Origin of the sequence: Arthrobacter crystallopoietes (assembly GCF_002849715.1) — a bacterium.
Lineage (GTDB): Bacteria > Actinomycetota > Actinomycetes > Actinomycetales > Micrococcaceae > Crystallibacter > Crystallibacter crystallopoietes.
This window is the reverse complement of the sequence record NZ_CP018863.1, coordinates 3,942,742-3,962,909: the sequence shown is the minus strand read 5'-3', so window position 1 is coordinate 3,962,909 and position 20,168 is coordinate 3,942,742. Positions and strand designations below refer to the sequence as shown.

General features: G+C 64.5%; 19 protein-coding genes. 10 read left to right on the top strand and 9 right to left on the bottom strand.

Annotated elements, in window-relative coordinates; all coding sequences use genetic code 11:
* The first annotated feature begins 22 nt into the window (after positions 1–22).
* On the top strand, positions 23–928 hold the full coding sequence (ypfJ, locus tag AC20117_RS18245) for a KPN_02809 family neutral zinc metallopeptidase (RefSeq protein WP_074702441.1): 906 nt from the start codon (positions 23–25) through the stop codon (positions 926–928).
* 5 nt (positions 929–933) lie between these two features.
* Here the strand turns inward: ypfJ and AC20117_RS18240 are convergent, their stop codons facing one another.
* From AC20117_RS18240 to AC20117_RS18210, 7 genes are all read right to left on the bottom strand, one after another.
* A complete protein-coding gene (locus AC20117_RS18240) occupies positions 934–1,716 on the bottom strand; it encodes a Pr6Pr family membrane protein (protein WP_074702442.1) in 783 nt (260 codons plus the stop codon).
* A 133-nt stretch (positions 1,717–1,849) separates the two neighbouring features.
* A complete protein-coding gene (locus tag AC20117_RS18235) occupies positions 1,850–2,179 on the bottom strand; it encodes a metal-sulfur cluster assembly factor (RefSeq protein ID WP_074702443.1) in 330 nt (109 codons plus the stop codon).
* A gap of 2 nt (positions 2,180–2,181) precedes the next feature.
* Complete coding sequence (gene sufC / locus AC20117_RS18230) at positions 2,182–2,946, bottom strand: Fe-S cluster assembly ATPase SufC (protein WP_074702444.1); 765 nt, start codon at positions 2,944–2,946, stop codon at positions 2,182–2,184.
* Positions 2,947–3,006: 60 nt separating this feature from the next.
* Complete coding sequence (locus AC20117_RS18225) at positions 3,007–3,366, bottom strand: non-heme iron oxygenase ferredoxin subunit (RefSeq protein WP_074702445.1); 360 nt, start codon at positions 3,364–3,366, stop codon at positions 3,007–3,009.
* Positions 3,366–4,649, bottom strand: coding sequence for a Fe-S cluster assembly protein SufD (gene sufD / locus AC20117_RS18220; protein WP_074702446.1), 1,284 nt, complete (start codon positions 4,647–4,649; stop codon positions 3,366–3,368). The genes AC20117_RS18225 and sufD overlap by 1 nt, the downstream gene beginning before the upstream one ends.
* Complete coding sequence (gene sufB / locus AC20117_RS18215; protein WP_074702447.1) at positions 4,649–6,133, bottom strand: Fe-S cluster assembly protein SufB; 1,485 nt, start codon at positions 6,131–6,133, stop codon at positions 4,649–4,651. Before sufB ends, sufD begins: the two co-directional genes overlap by 1 nt.
* Positions 6,133–6,903, bottom strand: a complete 771-nt coding sequence (locus AC20117_RS18210; RefSeq protein WP_083340017.1) for a helix-turn-helix transcriptional regulator — start codon at positions 6,901–6,903, stop codon at positions 6,133–6,135. The genes sufB and AC20117_RS18210 overlap by 1 nt, the downstream gene beginning before the upstream one ends.
* Before the next feature lie 131 nt (positions 6,904–7,034).
* Here AC20117_RS18210 and AC20117_RS18205 point away from each other — a divergent pair, with 131 nt between their 5' ends.
* From AC20117_RS18205 to AC20117_RS18195, 3 genes are read left to right on the top strand one after another with little or no spacing between them, the layout of a single operon-like run.
* Positions 7,035–7,985, top strand: a complete 951-nt coding sequence (locus AC20117_RS18205; protein WP_083339862.1) for an ABC transporter ATP-binding protein — start codon at positions 7,035–7,037, stop codon at positions 7,983–7,985.
* Complete coding sequence (locus AC20117_RS18200; RefSeq protein ID WP_074702450.1) at positions 7,982–8,725, top strand: ABC transporter permease; 744 nt, start codon at positions 7,982–7,984, stop codon at positions 8,723–8,725. The genes AC20117_RS18205 and AC20117_RS18200 overlap by 4 nt, the downstream gene beginning before the upstream one ends.
* 5 nt (positions 8,726–8,730) lie before the next feature.
* Positions 8,731–9,699 carry a COX15/CtaA family protein gene (locus AC20117_RS18195; protein WP_236777364.1) on the top strand — a complete coding sequence of 323 codons (969 nt, stop codon included), beginning with the start codon at positions 8,731–8,733 and terminating at the stop codon, positions 9,697–9,699.
* Here the strand turns inward: AC20117_RS18195 and AC20117_RS18190 are convergent.
* Both AC20117_RS18190 and AC20117_RS18185 read right to left on the bottom strand, forming a co-directional pair.
* A complete protein-coding gene (locus AC20117_RS18190; protein ID WP_074702452.1) occupies positions 9,696–10,604 on the bottom strand; it encodes a dihydrodipicolinate synthase family protein in 909 nt (302 codons plus the stop codon). The genes AC20117_RS18195 and AC20117_RS18190 overlap by 4 nt on opposite strands.
* Before the next feature lie 39 nt (positions 10,605–10,643).
* Positions 10,644–11,609 (bottom strand): heme o synthase, encoded by a 966-nt coding sequence (locus tag AC20117_RS18185; RefSeq protein WP_074703420.1) that lies wholly within the window; start codon positions 11,607–11,609, stop codon positions 10,644–10,646.
* A 419-nt stretch (positions 11,610–12,028) separates the two neighbouring features.
* On the opposite strand from AC20117_RS18185, the gene tkt reads away from it, so the two are divergent.
* Genes tkt through pgl form a run of 6 tightly spaced genes read left to right on the top strand, consistent with a single transcriptional unit; the run spans position 12,029 to position 20,157 of the window.
* Entirely contained in the window at positions 12,029–14,137 is a 2,109-nt protein-coding gene (gene tkt / locus AC20117_RS18180) for a transketolase (RefSeq protein ID WP_083339863.1), read from the top strand.
* 11 nt (positions 14,138–14,148) lie between these two features.
* Entirely contained in the window at positions 14,149–15,264 is a 1,116-nt protein-coding gene (tal, locus tag AC20117_RS18175) for a transaldolase (protein WP_074702454.1), read from the top strand.
* Between the two features lie 4 nt (positions 15,265–15,268).
* Complete coding sequence (locus AC20117_RS18170) at positions 15,269–16,891, top strand: phosphoglucose isomerase-related protein (protein ID WP_074702455.1); 1,623 nt, start codon at positions 15,269–15,271, stop codon at positions 16,889–16,891.
* Complete coding sequence (gene zwf, locus AC20117_RS18165) at positions 16,891–18,435, top strand: glucose-6-phosphate dehydrogenase (protein ID WP_074702456.1); 1,545 nt, start codon at positions 16,891–16,893, stop codon at positions 18,433–18,435. Before AC20117_RS18170 ends, zwf begins: the two co-directional genes overlap by 1 nt.
* The gene (locus AC20117_RS18160) at positions 18,432–19,373 is read left to right on the top strand and encodes a glucose-6-phosphate dehydrogenase assembly protein OpcA (RefSeq protein WP_074702457.1); all 942 of its coding nucleotides are present in this window, start codon (positions 18,432–18,434) and stop codon (positions 19,371–19,373) included. Before zwf ends, AC20117_RS18160 begins: the two co-directional genes overlap by 4 nt.
* Positions 19,363–20,157, top strand: coding sequence for a 6-phosphogluconolactonase (gene pgl, locus AC20117_RS18155; RefSeq protein WP_074702458.1), 795 nt, complete (start codon positions 19,363–19,365; stop codon positions 20,155–20,157). Before AC20117_RS18160 ends, pgl begins: the two co-directional genes overlap by 11 nt.
* The last annotated feature ends 11 nt before the right edge of the window (positions 20,158–20,168 follow it).

The following is a 20,168-nucleotide window of genomic DNA, read 5'->3' as shown; positions in this document are numbered from 1 at the left end:
CCGGCGGCGCTATTCTAAGCCCATGAGTTTCAACCAGGGCTCCCGGCTGGACACGTCCCAGGTCCAGGACCGGCGCGGTGGCATGGGCGGCAAGATCGCCATCGGTGGCGGCGGACTGGTGGTGCTCATCGCCTCGCTGCTGGGGGTCCCGCCGGAGCTGCTGCAGGGGCTCGGACTTGGCTCCGGAGCTTCCGTGCAGCAGGAGGCAACCGGTCCGGACAGCATTGCGGCCCAGTGCGAGACCGGTGAGGACGCCAACACCCGCCGCGACTGCCGGGTAGTCGGCACGGTCAACAGTCTCAACCGGTTCTGGGGCGAAGAACTTCCCCGCTTCAACATGACGTACCCGCGGCCGTCCGTGGTGCTTTTTGACGGGCAAGTCAGTACCGGCTGCGGCACGGCTTCCAGCGCCGTCGGACCGTTCTACTGCCCGGCCGATACCACCGCCTATTTCGACACCGGCTTCTTCGACCAGCTCACCGACCAGTTGGGTGCAGCCGAGGGCCCGCTGGCCGAAGAATATGTGGTGGCGCACGAGTTCGGACACCACATCCAGAACCTGACCGGCGTCATCAATTACTCGCAGCAGGATCCCCAAGGAGCCGCTTCCGGCGCCGTCAGGGTCGAGCTGCAGGCGGACTGCTATGCCGGTGTCTGGGCCGGCAACGCCACCAAACAGATCGACGAGACGACCGGCCGGCCGTTCATGCAGCCCATCGGCAGGGACGACCTGCGGGACGCGCTTTCGGCGGCAGCCGCCGTCGGCGATGACCGGATCCAGCAGGCCAGCACCGGCCAGGTCAACCCCCACACCTTTACGCACGGTTCGAGCGAGCAGCGGCAGGCGTGGTTTGTCCAGGGCTACGAGACCGGCGATCCGGCGCAGTGCGATACCTTCGGCGCCACCGATCTGGACAACCCCTCGTAGCAGCTTCAGCCCGCAGCCGGGTTGCCGGGCTCAATCTTCCTGCGATCGGCAACGCTGCCCTCATCGGCGCCGGCACCGTCATCGGGACCAAAACCCGGGAGGTAGCCGTCCGGCTCCCGTCCCATCCGGGCGTCGAGGAGCAGGAAGAGGAACCCGGCTCCCAGCCAGATCAGCAGCAGCAAAAGACCATTAACAACGACGGCGGCAAGCGGGTTGGCCCCGGCGTCGAGTGGAGGGTAGGGGTACCAGCCGGTGGCGGCGCCGCGGACGAGACTACCGATGAGCCAGGCGGCGGGATAAAGCAGTGACCAGACTATGGTGTGCAGGCCGATCCGTGGGCGCGGCCCGAAGATGAGCCAGCCGGTCACCGTCAGCACCGGAACCGCATAGTTCAACATCCGGTCCGCCATGACCGCCGTGCTGCTGAGCGCGGTGAAGTCCGGCAGTCCCCGGAACGCGGTGAACTGGAACAGGAAAACGAGGAGGACGGCTATCAGCGAGACCGCGCGCACCGCCCGCCAAACCGGGCCCGCCTCGCGGGCGGAATCCATCAGCAGGCTCAGGGAGACGATGAAGACCAACGCACTTGCCTGGACACTGAAGTAGCCCAGATAATTCCACCACTGGTGGGCCGGTGCCAGGGCGTAGGCGGGCGACTCGAGCATGGCCATTACCTGGAGCACCAGGCCGAGGACAGCGGCCAGCGCCACCACCCCGTGGTACATGCCTGCCACGAAAACTTCGTCGTACCGCCCGCCGGCGGACCTGGTCACGGCCACTTCACCCATAACTTGATGCTAGCGCCGAAGCTTCGCCAGCGGGGGGATTAAACGGCCAGAGGGCCGGGTCCCGTTTCCGGTTCCCGGCCCTCTGGCGGGGCGCACTTCCGCAGGGAAGTCCGCCCATCAGCAATGAGGCTGGTCAGATGTTGAAGCCGAGCGCGCGCATCTGGTCGCGGCCGTCGTCGGTAATCTTTTCCGGACCCCACGGCGGCATCCATACCCAGTTCAGGCGCCAGTCATCGACTACGCCGTCCAGTGCCTGGGCAGTCTGCTCCTCGATGACATCCGTCAGCGGGCAGGCAGCCGTGGTCAGCGTCATATCGATCAGCAGGGCGCCGTCCTCGGCGTACTTCAGTCCGTAGAGCAGGCCCAGGTCGACGATATTGACGCCGAGTTCCGGGTCAATGACGTCCTTCAGGGCCTCTTCAACATCCTCGAGAGAGGTCTGCGAAATGTTGGCTTCGGTCATGATCAGGCCTTTGCTGCAGTCGGCAGGAAACGGTCGTAGCCTTCTTCTTCCAGACGGTCGGCCAGCTCGGGGCCGCCCTCTTCAGCGATGCGTCCGTCGACGAACACGTGGACGAATTCAGGCTTGATGTAGCGCAGGATGCGCGTGTAGTGGGTGATGAGCAGGGTGCCCATCGCTCCGGTTTCGTGGACACGGTTGTGGCCTTCGGAGACAACCTTCAGCGCGTCGACATCCAGGCCCGAGTCGGTCTCGTCCATGATGGCAAACTTCGGCTTGAAGAGTTCGAGCTGCAGGATCTCCACGCGCTTCTTCTCGCCGCCGGAGAAGCCTTCGTTGACATTGCGCTGGGCGAAGTCCGCATCGATACGCAGCTGGCTCATGGCTTCCTTGACGTCCTTGGTCCAGGTGCGCAGCTTCGGAGCTTCGCCGTCCAGGGCAGTCTTGGCAGTGCGCAGGAAGTTGGTCATGGTCACGCCGGGCACCTCGACCGGGTACTGCATGGCCAGGAAGAGGCCGGCGCGGGCGCGCTCATCCACACTCATCTCCAGCACGTCTTCGCCGTCCAGGGTGATGGAACCGGAGTCCACGGTGTAGCGCGGGTGGCCGGCGATGGTGGAGGCCAGCGTGGACTTGCCCGAACCGTTGGGGCCCATGATGGCGTGGATCTCGCCGGTCTTGATCGTCAGGGACACGCCCTTGAGGATTTCCTTCTTGCCCTGCTCAGTCTCGATGCTGACGTGCAGGTCCTTGATTTCCAGAGTAGACATCTGTCTGCTTTCTCCTCTGCAGCCGTTCTGCCCGGCCGCGGTGTGAAGTTCGTAAAGTTTTTAGTGCAAATCCGGAGCGGGAGCTCCGTTGGTGACCGTGGTGACGTCGACGTACACATCGTCGCCGTCCAGCTCCAGCGCAAAGACCGGCACCGGCTCGAAGGCCGGCAGGCTCAGCGGTTCGCCGCTGCGCAGATCGAACTGCGAGCCATGGCCCCAGCATTCGATGGTGCCGTCTTCGACATCGCCCTCGGACAGGGAATAGTCCTCATGCGAACAGGTGTCCCCCAGTGCATGGAGGCCGCCCTCGGAGTCCCGGACGATGGCGACCGGATAGTCGTCGACCAGGATGCGCAGGGCCGCCTTCACCTGAATGTCGGAGGCCCTGCACACCAGCTTGCCGCGTGGAGCTTCGGACATCAGAAGTTCCCTGCCGCCAGTTCCCGCTCAACAGCCTCGGTCAGGCGCTCTTCGAGTGCCGGAACCTTGATCTGCTGGATGATCTCGTTCAGGAAGCCGCGTACCACCAGGCGGCGGGCGGTCTTCTCGTCGATGCCGCGGGCCATCAGGTAGAACAGGTGCTCATCGTCGAAACGGCCGGTGGTGCTGGCATGGCCGGCGCCATCGATCAGGCCCGTCTCGATCTCGAGGTTCGGTACCGAGTCCGCCCGGGCGCCGTCGCTGAGGACCAGGTTTCGGTTGGCCTCGTAGCTGTCGGTTCCTTCGGCTTCCTTGCGGATCAGGACGTCGCCAACCCACACGGTGTGCGCGTTCTCGCCCTGCAGGGCGCCCTTGTACAGCACACGTGACTTGCAGTTCGGCACTGCGTGGTCGACGAACAGGCGCTGTTCCAGGTGCTGGCCGGCGTCGGCGAAGTACAGGCCGAACATCTCGACGTCGGAACCGGTCTGCTTCAGCCGTGCGGACGGCGTGACCCGGACCAGGTCGCCGCCAAGGCTGACCACGACGTGCTTGAACTTCGCGTCACGGCCCACCTTGGCCTGCTGCGAGGAGGCGTGTACAGCGTCGTCGTCCCATTCCTGGACGGAAACCACGGTCAGTTCCGCGCCGTCCTGCACGTCGATCTCGACGTTCTGGGAGACGGTGCCGCTGCCCTTGTGGTCCAGCACGACAACAGCCTTGGAGAATTTCTCCGCGACGATCACGATGTGCTGCGCGGACGGGTCCTTGCTGCTGCCGGTCACCGAGATGCCTACGGCGGTCTCGATGCTGGCCTCGGCGGGGATGGTCACCACGGTGGCTTCGCTGAAGGCTTCCCAGGCCGCCGCGGAAACGCGGTCCTCCGGAATGCCGGCGCTGCCGATGCGCGCGTCGTCGCGGCCCACGGTTTCCACAATGATGCCGGCCGGACGCTCGGCACCTTCGGGGCCGGTGACGGCAACGGAAGGCGCGGCACCGGTCAGCGCCTGGGTGTGCAGTCCACGCAGCCACTTGAGCGGGGTGAAGCGCCAGTCTTCTTCGCGTCCCGTCAGGACAGGAAAATCCTCGACCTTGTACGAAGTCAGCCGGCCGGCGCGGGAGCTGTCCGGAACGCCTACGCCGCCGCCGTGGCTGTGGCTCTTGGCGCTGGCGCCTGCCAGCGGGGAGTTGTCCGGGTTCGCCGGCGAGAGGTTTTCGCCCTCTTCGGTGAAGCCGTCAATGGCCGGAGCACCGATCCTTGCTTTTTCAGTGATCTCAGTCATTAACCTACGGATCCTTCCATTTGCAGTTCGATCAAGCGGTTGAGCTCAAGCGCATATTCCATCGGCAGTTCGCGGGCAATCGGCTCGATAAAGCCGCGCACGATCATGGCCATGGCTTCGTCTTCGGCCAGGCCGCGCGACATCAGGTAGAACAACTGCTCTTCGCTGACGCGGGACACGGTTGCCTCGTGGCCCATGGTCACGTCGTCCTCACGGACGTCGATGTACGGGTACGTATCCGAGCGCGAGATGGTATCCACCAGCAGCGCATCGCAGACGACGCTGTTCTTCGAGTTCTTGGCGCCTTCGCGGACCTGGACCAGGCCGCGGTACGCCGAGCGGCCGCCGCCGCGGGCCACGGACTTGGCCACGATCGCGCTGGAGGTGTTCGGCGCGAGGTGGACCATCTTGGAACCGGTGTCCTGGTGCTGGCCCTCGCCGGCGAAGGCGATGGACAGGGTCTCGCCCTTGGCATGTTCGCCGACCATGTACACGGCCGGGTACTTCATGGTGACCTTGGAGCCGATGTTGCCGTCGATCCATTCCATCGTGGCGCCCTCGTGTGCAATGGCACGCTTGGTGACCAGGTTGTACACGTTGTTGGACCAGTTCTGGATGGTCGTGTAGCGGACGCGTGCGCCCTTCTTCACGATGATTTCGACGACGGCGGAGTGCAGCGAGTCCGACGTGTAGATCGGCGCGGTGCAGCCTTCGATGTAGTGGACGTAGGAGTCCTCGTCGGCGATGATCAGCGTGCGCTCGAACTGGCCCATGTTTTCCGTGTTGATGCGGAAGTAGGCCTGCAGCGGGATCTCAACGTGGACGCCCTTGGGGACGTAGACGAAGGAGCCGCCGGACCAGACGGCGGTGTTCAGCGAAGCGAACTTGTTGTCGCCCACCGGGATGACGGAGCCGAAGTACTCTTCGAAAATCTCCGGGTGTTCCTTCAGTCCGGTGTCCGTGTCCAGGAAGATGACGCCCTGGGCTTCCAGGTCCTCGCGGAGCTGGTGGTAGACAACCTCGGACTCGTACTGGGCGGCGACGCCGGAGACCAGGCGTTCGCGCTCGGCCTCGGGAATGCCGAGTTTTTCATACGTGTTGCGGATGTCCTCGGGAAGGTCTTCCCAGGTCTTCGCCTGCTTTTCGGTGGACCGGACAAAGTACTTGATGTTGTCGAAGTCGATGCCGGAAAGATCCGCGCCCCAGGTCGGCATGGGCTTGCGGTCGAAGTACTTCAGGCCCTTCAGCCGCAGATCGAGCATCCACTGCGGCTCGCTCTTCTTGGCCGAAATGTCGCGGACAACCTCTTCATTCAGCCCGCGGCGTGCATTGGCGCCGGCGTCGTTCTTGTCGGCCCAGCCATATTCATAGTTGCCGATGCCGTGCAGCTCGGGGTTCTTCTCAAGAATTTCGGAAATGGTGGTGTCCGGCACGTCGGTGCTACCGACGGCATCCTGGACTCGCTGATCCACTTGGTCCGTCATCACGGCCTCTCTTGCAGATTGATGGATACTCTTCTGGTGCCTGCCGTCGGCCCGGAATCCCGGACCGCAGACTTTGTTCGGCCCACTGGTATATGGGTCGTACAAACATGTCCCCCGCTGGCCAGCGTGGACAGACGCCTGACGTCTACCCCCAGCAGGCGGGAGAAAACTTCGGTTTCACTGTCGCAAAAGACAGGGAAATCGGCAGCCAGCTGCTGGACGGGGCAGTGCCCCTGGCATAGCTGGACTGCCAACATGGTGCTGTGTGCGGCCTTGGCGCCCACCACCGTGGTGGATCCGACAAAGCCGTCCTCGTTCAGCGCCTTCGCCAATGCCTCGGCCCGCGCCTCGACGGACGCTCCGGCGGCCTCGACCACGGGACGGTACCGCCGCTCCATGTCTTCGTAACGCTGGCGGGCGAACTCCGTTACGGCGTCCGGGCCGGCAATGCTGCCCAGTGCGCTGAGCGCCCCGCGTGCTATGTCAAGATAGTCATTCCCCAGCTTCGACTGGCCCTGCCGGCTGAGGACGTATTTGCGCGCCGGCCGCCCGGCGCCGGTGGCGGAATTGGCTACCATTTTGACCTCGATGAGTCCGCCGCGGGACAGGGCATCAAGGTGGCGGCGGACCGCAGCTGGCGTGAAGCCGAGGCGATCGCCGAGCTCAGCGGCACTGACGGGACCGTGCTCCAGGACTGCGCTCAGCACCCGGTCCCGGGTACGCTCCTCGGATTCCGCGGCCTGGGCGCGCGGAACAGCAGAGTTGTTCATGGAATACACAACACAATCATGACTTATTATGTTCCCGGCCTCCAGTAAGGCTGGCCTTAGCCTCCCAGGCGGAGCGCAGAGCGGTTGGCAGTACCGCCCGCGGCCACCTCTACATCACGTAGAATGATCTGGTGCCTAACACCGAACCCTGCCTCGATATCCAGGGGCTCGTTAAAGATCTTGGGCCGGTAGCAGCTCTGGACGGCAAAATGGTCAGGGTTATCGACGGCGTGCATCTGCGTGCCTATCCCGGCCAGGTAACGGCCCTGCTCGGCGCCAACGGAGCCGGCAAGACCACCACCCTTGAATGCGCCCAGGGCCTGACCCGCCCCAACGGCGGAACCGTTCGCCTGCTCGGCCAGGACCCGCATGAAGCCGGCGCCGGACTGCGCAGCCGCGTGGGGGTCATGCTCCAGGAGGGCGGCCTGCCCCAGGCCATCCGGCCCATCCCGCTGCTCAAGCACGTCGCCGGCATGTACCGCAGCCCCCGCGATGTAGATGCCCTGGTCAAGCGCCTGGGGATCGACAACTTCGGGAACACTCCCGTACGGCGGCTTTCCGGCGGCCAGAAACAGCGCGTTGCCCTCGCCGCGGCACTGGTCGGAGACCCCGAGGTCCTCTTCCTCGACGAGCCCAGCGCCGGACTCGATCCGCAGTCACGGGCGGTTGTTTTCGATCTCATCCAGGAACTGCGTACAGAGGGCCTGGGCATCATCCTCACAACCCACCTGATGGACGATGCCCAGCGGCTCGCGGACTACGTTTTTATTATCGACGCCGGCAAAACAGTTGCGCACGGCACTGTCGCCGAACTGACGAAGGCCACCGACGAAAGCAGCGGCGTCGAACGGCTGCTGACCTTCGACTCCCGCCCCGGACTGGATCTGACCGGCCTGGCAGGCCTGTCCGTCCACGAGACCGTGCCCGGCCGGTACACCGTAGCGGGCAATCTGATCCCGGCCGATCTTGCCGCACTGGCAAGGTTCTGGGAGGAACAGGACATCATGCCTACTGCCATCCACATGGCTCCGCGCTCCCTTGAGGACGTGTTTCTGGACATTTCCGGGAAGGGGCTGCGGTGAACGCGCCTGCCTCCCTGGCCCGCCGGGTCCTCCTGCAGGGCCGTTACGAAACCATGACGATGCTGCGCAACGGCGAACAGTTGCTGATCGCTGTCATCCTGCCGCTCATGGCCTTGATCGGCCTGACGATCACGCCGTTGCTGGACGAGTTCACCGATAGCCGGGTCGATATGGCCGCTCCGGGTGTGCTGGCCCTGTGCGCGGTGTCGACCGGGCTGACTGGCCAAGGCATCGCCACCGGTTTCGACCGACGGTACGGGGTGCTGCGGTTCCTCTCCACCACGCCGCTGGGGCAAAGCGGGCTGATCCTGGGCAAGGTCATCGCGGTCCTGTCCGTGCTCGCCATCCAGGTGGTCGTCATCGGCACGGCGGCCCTGCTGCTTGGCTGGAGCCCGGAACCGGGCGGGATCCTGCCCGCAGCCGTGCAGCTGATCCTGGGCGCCGGGGCCTTCACCTCGCTGGGACTTCTGATCGCGGGCACGGCACGGCCGGAAGCAACGCTGGCCATCACGAATCTGCTCTGGGTCCTGCTGGCCGCTGCCGGCGGACTGCTGTTCCCTGCGGCCAGCTGGCCCGATGTCTACGAGCCCGCTGCCCAGCTGCTGCCCTCGAGCGCCTTGGGAGATGCCCTGCGCAGCGCCCTGATGGACGCCGAATTCAACCTCACGGCATCGATCGTCCTGCTGGCCTGGACGGTGCTCGCCGGCCTTGCCGCTATCCGCTGGTTTAAATGGAGCTGACCCAAGTGACTATTGAGCAACTGACGCGCAGGCTGCCGGGCTCCCCCAACAAGACCGTCCGCGGTCTGGCCGTCGCCTCGCTCGCCTCCGAGATCCTCATCATCGTGACCGGAGGCGCCGTCCGGCTGACCTCCTCCGGCCTGGGCTGTCCCACCTGGCCCAAATGCACGCCGGAATCCCTGGTCGCCACGCCCGAAATGGGTATCAACGGCGCCATCGAATTCGGCAACCGGCTGCTGACCTTCCTGCTGGCGGCCATCGCCTTCGCCATGCTGGTGTCCGTGTGGAAAATGGCCCAGCGTCGCAAAGACCTGTTTTACCTTTCCGTCGCACTGCTGGCCGGTATCCCGGCCCAGGCCATCATCGGCGGCATCACGGTCTGGACCCAGCTCAATCCCTGGGTCGTCGGATGCCACTTCGTCGTTTCCATCACGATGGTTGCCGCAGCGACAGTCCTGGTCCACCGGGCATGGCTGGACAATGACCAGGCAGGCACGGTCCAGCAACAGCGCTCGACGGCGACCGTACGCCAGCTGCTCTGGGCCAGCGCGGTCCTGACCCTGGTAGCGATCGTGCTGGGAGTCATCGTAACCGGCTCCGGCCCGCATGCAGGCGACGCGGAGGCCCCGCGGAACAACCTGGACCCTGACCTGATGACCCGCGTCCACGTGGCGCCCGTCTACCTGCTGGTTGCCACCGCCGTCGTACTCCTGGTCATGGTGCACCGGCACGCGCAGCTGTCCGAGCTGCGCCGGCCGATGGTGCTTTTCGCCGTCGTTATTCTGCTGCAGGGCGCCATTGGCTACGTCCAGCACTTCACCGGGCTGCCCATCGTGCTGGTGGGCCTGCATATGCTTGGCGCCGCGCTGCTTGCCGCCGCCTGCACACATGTTGTGTACGTGGGCGTCACGCGGCAGCCGCTCTCCGTGCACGGCGCGCACTCAACCGGCCAGAAACAAGTCCACAGCAGCTAGACGGAGGCGGGATCCGGCAGGGCGTCCAGCAGCCGGGCCAGCTCACGCTGGCTGCTGCCGGGCAGCGGCAGCAAAGGCCGCCGCGGATCGCCCGCGTCCACCCCGGCGGCGCGGGCCAGAGCGTAGAGGTTGCTCAGCTTCCGCAGACTGTTGAAGTAGTTCAGCAGCGGCGCCATGACCTGCCGGGCGTCGGCCAGCTTGTCCGTGTCCCCGTTGACAGCCGCGTCGCGCAGGAGGCGGTAATGGTGCGGCAGCACCGAAGCCGGCCCGCTGTGCCAGGCATCGGCAGCTGCACCGGCTTCGCCGATGAGGACATCACCGCTCATCCCGTGGCTGAAGCCTTCCGGAACCATCCTCCGCAATTGTTCATCCCGGTGCAGGAAGGTCTCGGTGTCGGCGGCGGATTCCTTTACCGCGACGATATTGCGTACCCGGGCGAGCTCGGCGATGAGTTCCAGACTGAAGGAGAACTGGGTTGTCCCGGGATTGCTGTAAAGACAGATGGGCAAGGCGGTGGATGCTGCTGCCGCCAGCGATTGGGCGTGTACCTCATCCTCATTGAGCGGCACGTAGGACACCGTGGAAACCAGGAGACCGTCCACGCCGGCGGCTTGCGCGTCCTCAATGTTCAGCAGCAGCTCACGCGTTCCCACGGCGCTGACCCCGCCAATCACGGCAAGGTCGGGATTGGCTGCCTTGATCGCTTTGACGCCGGTTTCCAGGACCTGCCGCCGCTCATTACGGTTCAGGTAGGCGAAGCTGCCGGAGCTGCCCAGGATGGCGATGGAATCGACCCCGGAAACCGCCAGGTCCGCCAGGTGGCGTACGAGCTCGTCGAAGTTGATCGCTCCATCCGGCCGGAACGGAGTGATGGGGTACGCAATGAGGCCGCGGAAGACTGTCATTGGGCCATCCTAGAACACGGATCGCCCATTCGAGCTGGGCTAGAGCGCGGCGAAGACCGGGCCGCCCACAAACGGATCCACGGCGAGGGCCAGGAACAGTACCGTCAGGTAGCTGATGGAGCCGTGGAAGACCCGCATGGCGGACTTGTTGGTGGTCTCCACCGTCTCGGTCCCGCGTTTGGCGAGGCTGTAAAGCCGGTGGGATTCGTAGACAAACCAGCCGCCGCCGAGCAATGCGGCGATGGTGTACACCCAGCCGGCGCCACCCACCGGAGCCAGCAGCAGCGAGCATGCCAGCGTGGCCCAGGCGTAGAGAACGACCTGGACGGATACCTGGCGTGCGCTGGCGATGGCGCCGAGCATCGGGACGTTGGCAGCGTTGTAGTCGTCGCTGTACTTCATCGACAGCGGCCAGTAGTGCGGCGGGGTCCAGAGGAAGATCACCATGAACAGGATCACGGCAGGCCAGGCAACAGTATTGGTCACCGCGGCCCAGGCAATCAGTACCGGGAAACAGCCGGCCGCGCCGCCCCAGACAATGTTCTGCGCGGTGCGGCGCTTGAGGATCAGTGTGTAGATGACCACGTAGAAGAAAATGGCGCCGACCCCGAGCATGCCTGCCAGCGGATTGGCCCCGAACCACAGCAGCACTACTGCCACGATGCCAAGAATCCAGGAGAATACCAGCGCCTCGCGGGGAGTCACCTCGCCGGTCACCAGCGGCCGGTTCTCGGTCCGCTGCATGAGCTTGTCCATGTCCCGGTCGATATAGCAGTTGAATGATCCGGCCGATCCGGCTGCCAAGGCTCCACCGATCATAGTGGCCGCCATCAGCCAGACATCCGGGAAGCCGCCTTGCGCAAAGATCATGGTGGGCAGCGTCGTTACCAGGAGCAGCTCCATGACACGAGGCTTGGTGAGCGATACGTAGGCCTTGGCCTTGCGTCCGAAACCGGTCTTTACGGGTGCGTCAGCTACCTGTTCCGGAGCGCTCTGGATCTTCAAGGAAAAAACCACTCAGTTCTGCTGGAGATGATCTGGGTATCAGCGTAGCCAACGCGGCCACGGCACCGGGCGCCGCCCATCCGGGCAGGCAAGGGCCAAAGTGCATCTTCATTATACGCTCTATCGCTTGTAGAAATCTCCCGGCATCCCGAGCGGCCGCTGAACCGGATGCTCGCGGGCCCTGCTGTGTGTCCGACTGTTACTCATCCCACCCTTGCACATCCTCTGTACGCGGCCCGTTGAGACGCTAAGGTGGGACTTGATGGCCATGCAGACTGTGGCGGGCGCCATACCGGGGAATCTCCGGCGAAGCGCACGTCGTCCGGTGCAATGGCCGCGTAGCAGTCTCATGACTGGAACTGCATGGGACCTTCATCCGGGTTCCTGCTGGCCGAACGATTAGAGAGGGGCCCGCAACGGTGCCACATACGGAAGAACTGTCCTGGACAGACCTGGACCAGCGCGCGGTAGATACCGTACGCGTACTGGCGGCAGACGCCGTGGAAAAGGTCGGCAACGGCCACCCCGGTACCGCTATGAGTCTGGCCCCGGCCGCATATCTGATCTTCCAGAAGATGATGCGCCATGATCCGGCCGATCCGGCCTGGGTTGGCCGCGACCGTTTCATCCTCTCCCCCGGGCACACGTCGCTCACGCTCTACATCCAGCTCTTCCTCTCCGGCTACGGCCTGGAAATCGAGGACCTGCGCCGGCTCCGGACCTGGGACTCACTGACTCCGGGACACCCCGAATACGGCCACACTGCCGGCGTCGAAATCACCACCGGCCCGCTGGGCCAGGGCTTGGCGTCCGCGGTGGGCTTCGCGTACGCGCAGCGCCGCACCCGCGGTCTTTACGACGCCGGTGCTGCCGCCGGCGAAAGCCCGTTTGACCACACCGTCTGGGTCATCGCCTCCGATGGCGACCTGCAGGAAGGCGTGACGTCGGAAGCTTCGTCGCTGGCGGGGCACCAGGAACTGGGCAACCTCGTAGTGCTTTACGACGAGAACCATATTTCCATCGAGGACGACACCGACATTTCGTTCACCGAAGACGTGCTCAAGCGCTACGAGTCCTATGGCTGGCACACGCAGCGTGTGGACTGGACCAAGACGGGCGAGTACAAAGAAGACATCGAGGAGCTGTACAACGCCCTCAAGACCGCGAAGGCCGAAACCACCAAGCCTTCCATTATTTCGCTGCGGACCATCATCGGCTGGCCGGCACCGAAGAAGCAGAATACCGGCAAGATCCACGGCTCGGCTCTCGGCGCGGAAGAGGTCGCCGCGGTGAAGGAAGTCCTCGGCTTCGACCCGGAGCAGCGCTTCGAGGTCGCTTCCGAGGTGCTGGACCACGCGCGGCAGGTTGCCGCCCGCGGCAAGGAAGCCCGCGCCGAATGGGAGAAGGGCTACCAGGACTGGCGCCAGGCCAACGCGGACGCCGCCGCGCTGCTGGACCGGGTCCAGCAGTACGAACTTCCGCAGGGCTGGGAAGAAGCCCTGCCGGAGTTCGAAGCGGGCAAGGACGTCTCCACCCGCGCCGCCTCGGGCAAGGTACTCAACGCCATTGGCCCGGTGCTGCCGGAACTGTGGGGAGGCTCCGCCGACCTGGCCGAGTCCAACAACACCACCATCGAGGGCTCCCCGTCGTTTGTGCCGACCGGCAAGCAGACCGATGCCTGGTCAGGCAATCCGTACGGCCGGGTCCTGCACTTCGGAATCCGTGAACATGCGGCCGCTGCCATCGTCAACGGGATCGTGCTCAGTTCCAAAACGCGTGCCTTTTCCGGCACCTTCCTGATCTTCAGCGACTACCAGCGTCCGGCCATCCGGCTTGGCGCCCTGATGGGCGTTCCCTCGATCTATGTCTGGACCCACGATTCCATCGGTCTGGGCGAGGATGGCCCCACACACCAGCCGGTTGAGCAGTTGGCGAGCCTTCGCGCGATCCCGGGTCTCGACGTCGTCCGCCCTGCTGACGCCAACGAGGTAGCGCAGGCCTGGAAGACGATCCTGGAAAACCATGAGCACCCCGCCGGCATCGTGCTGACCCGCCAGAACCTGCCGGTGTTCGACCGCGGCGAGGGCGGATTCGCTACCGCCGACAATGTTGCCAAGGGCGCCTACGTCCTGGCCGAAGCCCAGGCCGAAGGATCCGACGTGCAGCCTCAGGTCATCCTGCTGGCTACCGGTTCCGAGGTCCAGCTGGCGGTCGAGGCGCGCGAGGCGCTGCAGGCCGACGGCGTTGCCACCCGGGTTGTGTCCGTTCCGTGTGTGGAATGGTTCGACAAGCAGGACCAGGCCTACCGCGAGTCCGTGCTGCCTGCCGAGGTCAAGGCACGCGTTTCCGTCGAGGCGGGAATCGCCCAGAGCTGGCACCGACTGGTGGGCGACGCCGGACGTTCGGTCAGCCTTGAGCACTACGGCGCTTCTGCCGACTACAAGACGCTGTTCCGCGAATTCGGCATCACGGCCGAGGCTGTTGTGGCCGCTGCCCGTGAGTCGCTCGCCCAAGCCACTGCTTCTTAAGGAGATTCCCCATGTCAAACAAGAACACCCAGGCCCTCTCCGACGCCGGAGTCTCGATCTGGCTTGATGACCTGTCCCGCGAACTGATCACCTCGGGCTCGCTCAAGGACCTGATCGCGGAGAAGAACGTCGTCGGCGTGACGACCAACCCGTCCATCTTCGCCGCTGCACTTAAGGACGGTGAGTCCTACGCTTCGCAGGTAGAAGAACTCGCTATCGAGGGTACAGACGTCGACGCGGCAGTCTTCGCGATCACGACGGACGACGTATCGGAAGCCTGCGACGTTTTCTCCGGGCTCTCGCGGGCCACCGGAGGCGTTGACGGCCGTGTGTCCATCGAAGTGGATCCCCGTCTTTCCCGCGATACCGCAGGAACTATCGCGGAGGCCAAGAAGCTCCATGCCAAGGTCAACCGCAGCAACGTGCACATCAAGATTCCCGCGACGGTGGAAGGTCTTGAAGCCATCACTGCCACGCTCGCGGAAGGCATCAGCGTCAACGTCACGCTGATCTTTTCCCTGGAGCGCTACCGAGAAGTCATCAACGCGTTCATGCTGGGGCTGGAGCAGGCCAAGGAAAACGGCCACAAGCTCTCGCACATCCACTCGGTTGCTTCTTTCTTCGTGTCCCGCGTGGACACCGAGATCGACAAGCGTTTGAATGCGATTGGAACGGACGAAGCGAAGGCACTCAAGGGCAAGGCCGGCATCGCGAATGCCCGGCTGGCCTACCAGATCTATGAAGAGCAGTTCAGCAGCGAACGCTGGCAGGTCCTGGCCGAGGCCGGAGCGAAGCCGCAGCGTCCCCTCTGGGCGTCCACTGGTGTCAAGGACCCGTCATACCCGGACACGATGTACGTGACTGAGCTCGTGGCCAAGGGCGTTGTCAACACCATGCCGGAGAAGACGCTCGAAGCAATGGTGGACCACGGCGAAGTAACCGGCGACACCGTTTCCGCCACTTACGCCGACGCGAACCAGGTCCTCGATGCAGTGGATGCGCAGGGCATCTCCTATAAGGAAGTTGTTGAGCAGCTCGAGGAAGAGGGCCTGGACAAGTTCGTAGTCAGCTGGAATGAGCTGCTGGGAACCGTCCGCACCGCCCTGGACGACGCGGGACAGGACTAAGCGCATGGGGTCGTTGTCGTTCCAGGCGTCAGGGGCAGCGCTGGCAGCCGTTGACCAGCACGTGCCCAAACTGGCCAAGGATAAGGTGGCCTCGCGGATAGCAGCCAAGGACCATACGCTTTGGGGCCCGGATGCCGAATCGGAGGCTTCAATCCGGCTGGGCTGGGTCGAGGCCGTGGAGGTTTCCCGGCCGTTGGTCCCCCGGATCCTGAAGCTGCGTGATGAACTGCGCACAGAAGGCGTGACGCGTATTGTGCTGGCAGGCATGGGCGGTTCCTCGCTCGCGCCCGAGGTCATCAGCAATACGGCCGGCGTCGAGCTGACCGTCCTGGACAGCACCGACCCGCAGCAGGTCGCCGCCGCGTTGGCCGAACGTCTGAGTGAAACCGCGATCGTGGTGTCTTCCAAGTCCGGTTCCACTGTGGAAACGGACTCGCAGCGGCGCGTTTTTGAAAACGCGTTCAAGCAGGCAGGCATCAATGCGGCCGAGCGGATCATCGTCGTGACGGATCCCGGCTCCCCCATGGACTCCGCGTCCAGGGAAGCCGGGTACCGTGCCGTCTTCAACGCGGACCCGAACGTGGGCGGACGCTATTCCGCGCTCACCGCCTTCGGTCTGGTTCCGTCGGGTCTTGCCGGTGTGGATATCGACGAACTACTCGCCGACGCGGAAGAGGCAGCCGAGATACTGTCCGAAGACGCAACGGAGAACATGGCTTTGGCCTTGGGCGCTGCCCTCGGCGGCACCGAACCTCTTCGCAACAAGATCGTCATTACGGATGAAGGCTCCGGCATCGTTGGTTTCGCCGATTGGGCCGAGCAGCTGATAGCTGAGTCGACCGGCAAGCAAGGGACCGGAATCCTGCCGGTGGTAGTGGAGCCCGAAGCTCCCGAGCTGTCGATGGATGCGGCAGATGTGCTGGTCATCCGACTGGTGGATACCGAGGCGGAAATCGAGCTGGGCGAGAACGAAGTAGCGGTTGCGGGCAGCCTCGGCAGCCAGCTCCTGCTGTGGGAATACGCCACCGTGGTCGCCGGGCTGCTGCTCGGCATCAACCCCTTCGACCAGCCGGATGTGGAGGCGGCCAAGACTGCTGCCCGGGGAATGCTGGACGAACGTCCTGAAACGCCGGAACCTGCGGCTGTGGACCGTGCCGTGGAAATCCGTGCTAACGGCGCCTGGCTCAACGGAGCCGGCACCGTTGCCGAAGCCCTCGAGGCGCTACTGGGAACCCTTGACACGGACAGCTACCTGAGCGTGCAGGCGTATCTGGACCGGTTTGGCCAGGCGGAGCTGGCGCAGTTGAGACCGAGGCTGGCGTCGCTGACCCAACGCCCGGTCACCTTTGGCTGGGGTCCTCGTTTCCTGCATTCCACCGGGCAGTTCCATAAGGGTGGCCCGGCCGTAGGCGTCTACCTGCAGATCACCGGGGCGAGCGAAGAAGATGTCCGGATTCCGGACCGGCCGTTCACCTTCGGGGAGCTGATTTCCGCACAGGCAGCGGGCGATGCACAGGTCCTTGTCGATCATGGCCGGCCGGTTCTCAGGCTCCATTTCACGGACCGCCAGGCAGGAACGAGACAACTGCAGGAGGCCGTGGCCTCCCTCTCCGACGGAAAGCCCTAATGCCAGGAACTGAAAGTGCGCGGCGCGTCAATCCTCTTCGGGACCCGCGGGACCGACGACTGAACCGGATCGCGGGGCCCTCCTCGCTGATACTCTTCGGCGTCACCGGGGACCTGTCACGGAAGAAGCTCATGCCCGCGGTGTACGACCTTGCTAACCGGGGGCTGCTGCCGCCGAGCTTTGCGCTGGTCGGTTTTGCCCGGCGTCCATGGACGGACGAGGACTTCGCAGCGGAGGTCAAGGCCTCCGTGCAGCAGTACGCACGCACCCCCTTCAACGAGGACGTGTGGACCCAGCTGTCCGGCGGCATCCGCTTCGTCCAAGGTGAATTCGGCGACTCCGAAGCGTTCGCCCGGTTGAAGCAGACCGTGGCGGATTTGGATGAACAGCGCGGGACCCAGGGCAATCATGCCTTCTACCTGTCCATCCCGCCCAAGGACTTCGAACAGGTGTGCCAGCAGTTGTCCGCCAACGGGCTCGCTCAGGCGGAACCGGGGAAATGGCGCCGCGTCGTGATCGAAAAGCCGTTCGGCCACGACCTCGAGTCCGCGCGCGAACTGAACGATATTGTCGAGTCGGTCTTCCCGCCTGACTCCGTCTTCCGCATCGACCATTATCTGGGCAAGGAAACCGTCCAGAATATTCTGGCATTGCGCTTTGCCAACCAGATGTTCGAGCCGCTGTGGAATGCCAACTTCGTGGACCATGTCCAGATCACCATGGCCGAGGACATCGGAATCGGCGGCCGCGCAGGTTATTACGACGGCGTGGGTGCGGCCCGCGATGTCATCCAGAACCACTTGCTTCAGTTGCTGGCCCTGACCGCGATGGAAGAGCCGATCTCCTTCAACGCCGAGGACCTGCGCACCGAGAAAGAAAAGGTCCTGGCCGCCGTGAGGCTGCCCGAGGACCTGTCCACGCACTCGGCTCGGGGCCAGTACACCGGCGGCTGGCAGGGCGGCGAAAAGGTCAAGGGCTACCTGGAGGAGGAAGGGTTCAATCCGGATTCCACCACGGAGACGTATGCTGCCCTGCGACTGGATATCCACACCCGCCGGTGGGCCGGGGTACCGTTCTACCTCCGGGCGGGCAAGCGCCTCGGGCGGCGGGTGACCGAAATCGCCGTCGTACTCAAACGCGCGCCCAATCTGCTCTTTCGGGATCACAAGGACGACGATTTCGGCCAGAATGCTGTGGTCATCCGGGTGCAGCCGGATGAAGGGGCAACTATCCGGTTCGGTTCCAAAGTACCCGGGACACAGATGGAAGTCCGCGACGTCACGATGGACTTCGGTTATGGACACGCCTTTACCGAATCAAGCCCCGAGGCGTACGAACGTCTGATTCTGGACGTGCTGCTGGGAGAACCACCGCTGTTCCCCCGGCACCAGGAGGTGGAGCTCTCCTGGAAGATCCTCGATCCATTCGAGGAATACTGGGCCCGCAGCGGAACCAAGCCCGAGACTTACTCACCCGGAAGCTGGGGGCCGGCCTCGGCCGATGAACTCCTCGCCCGCGATGGACGCACCTGGAGAAGGCCGTGATTGTTGACCTGCTTGATACGACCTCGTCCAAGGTCTCCAAGGAAATCATGGCTATGCGCGAACGAGGTGGGGTGGTGGCGCTCGGCCGCGTTCTGACCTTGGTGGTGCTGACTACTGCCGGCCACGAGGAAACCGCCATTCAGGCCGCTAACGTGGCAAGCCGTGAACACCCCTGCCGGATCATCGTCCTGGTCGACGCCGGAGCGGCCGAAGCGACCAGGCTTGACGCGCAAATCCGGGTAGGCGGCGATGCGGGTGCGTCCGAGGTAGTCGTCCTGTACGGGCATGGCCAGCTGGCCACAGAGAGCGAATCCCTGGTGTCGGCCCTGCTGCTGCCCGATGCCCCCATCGTCGCCTGGTGGCCGCACGGTATGCCCGAGGCTGCGTCCGCCACCTCGATCGGCAGGATTGCCCACCGCAGGATCACGGACTCGGCGAACGAGCCGGATCCCAAGACCGCGCTGGACTCGCTTCGGCGCACCTATGCAGCCGGTGATACGGATTTGGCCTGGACACGCCTGACGAACTGGCGCATCCAGCTGGCAGCGGTACTGGACCAGGTGGATCACTCCCCCGTTACCTCCGTCGCCGTGGAAGGCGCATCCGACTCCCCAAGCACGGTGCTGCTGGCAGCCTGGTTGACGCTGGCCTTGGATGCTCCGGTGACAATCATCGAAGACCCTGCCGGCACCGGAATCCGAGGCGTGCGTCTATGCCGGCCGAAGGGCGACATCCGCATCCTCCGGCCAGGCCTCAGCGTCGCGGAATTGATCCAACCGGGACAGCCAGTCCAGCGCATTACCCTCCCCCGTCGATCCGTGGAAGAGTGTCTGGCAGAGGAACTGCGCAGACTCGACCCGGACGAAGTCTTCGGGGAGGTCATCACCGAGGGTCTGCCCCGCACGAATCTAAGGAGTGTACGCCGCAGTGAACGCTGAACCAGTTCTCCACGTCCATCCCGATCAGGAAATCCTTGCCGCTGCCGTAGCGCGCAGACTGGTCGGCCGGCTGGCGATTGCCCAGCGCGAACGCGGTGAAGCCACCGTCGTCCTCACGGGCGGTACCTTGGGCATCAATACCCTCAAGGCGGTTGCGGCCGAACCATCCCGCACGGACGTGGACTGGAGCCGGGTGAACTTCTGGTGGGGCGATGAACGCTTTGTGGCCAAGGACAGCCCGGACCGCAACGAACTGCAGGCACGGCAGGCACTGCTGGATCTGGTCGAGGTAGACGAGTCGCGGGTCCACCCCTTCGGCTCCGCGGACGAGCACGCCACCCCCTTCGACGCTGCTGATGCCTACGCCGAAGAGCTCCGGGAAGCCGCCCGGTTGGAAGGCGGGGATGGCGCGCAGATGCCTGTCCCCACGTTCGACGTCCTGTTGCTGGGCGTCGGCCCCGATGCCCACATTGCATCACTGTTTCCCGAAATGGCAGGCATCCGCGAGGAGGAGCGCACTGTTGTTGGCGTCGAGAACTCTCCCAAACCGCCGCCGCAGCGTGTATCCCTGACTCTGCCCGCCATTAACTCCGCTGCGGAAATCTGGCTGGTAGTGGCAGGCGATGACAAGGCCGGAGCCGTGGGACTGGCACTTGCCGGAGCCGGCCCGGTGCAGGTTCCCGCTGCCGGGCCAAAGGGCCGCGAAGAGACTTTGTGGATGCTGGACCAGGCCGCCGCGAGCCAGCTCCCGGACTCGCTGCTGGCCGGCGGGGAGACGTTCTAGCCGCCCTTGTT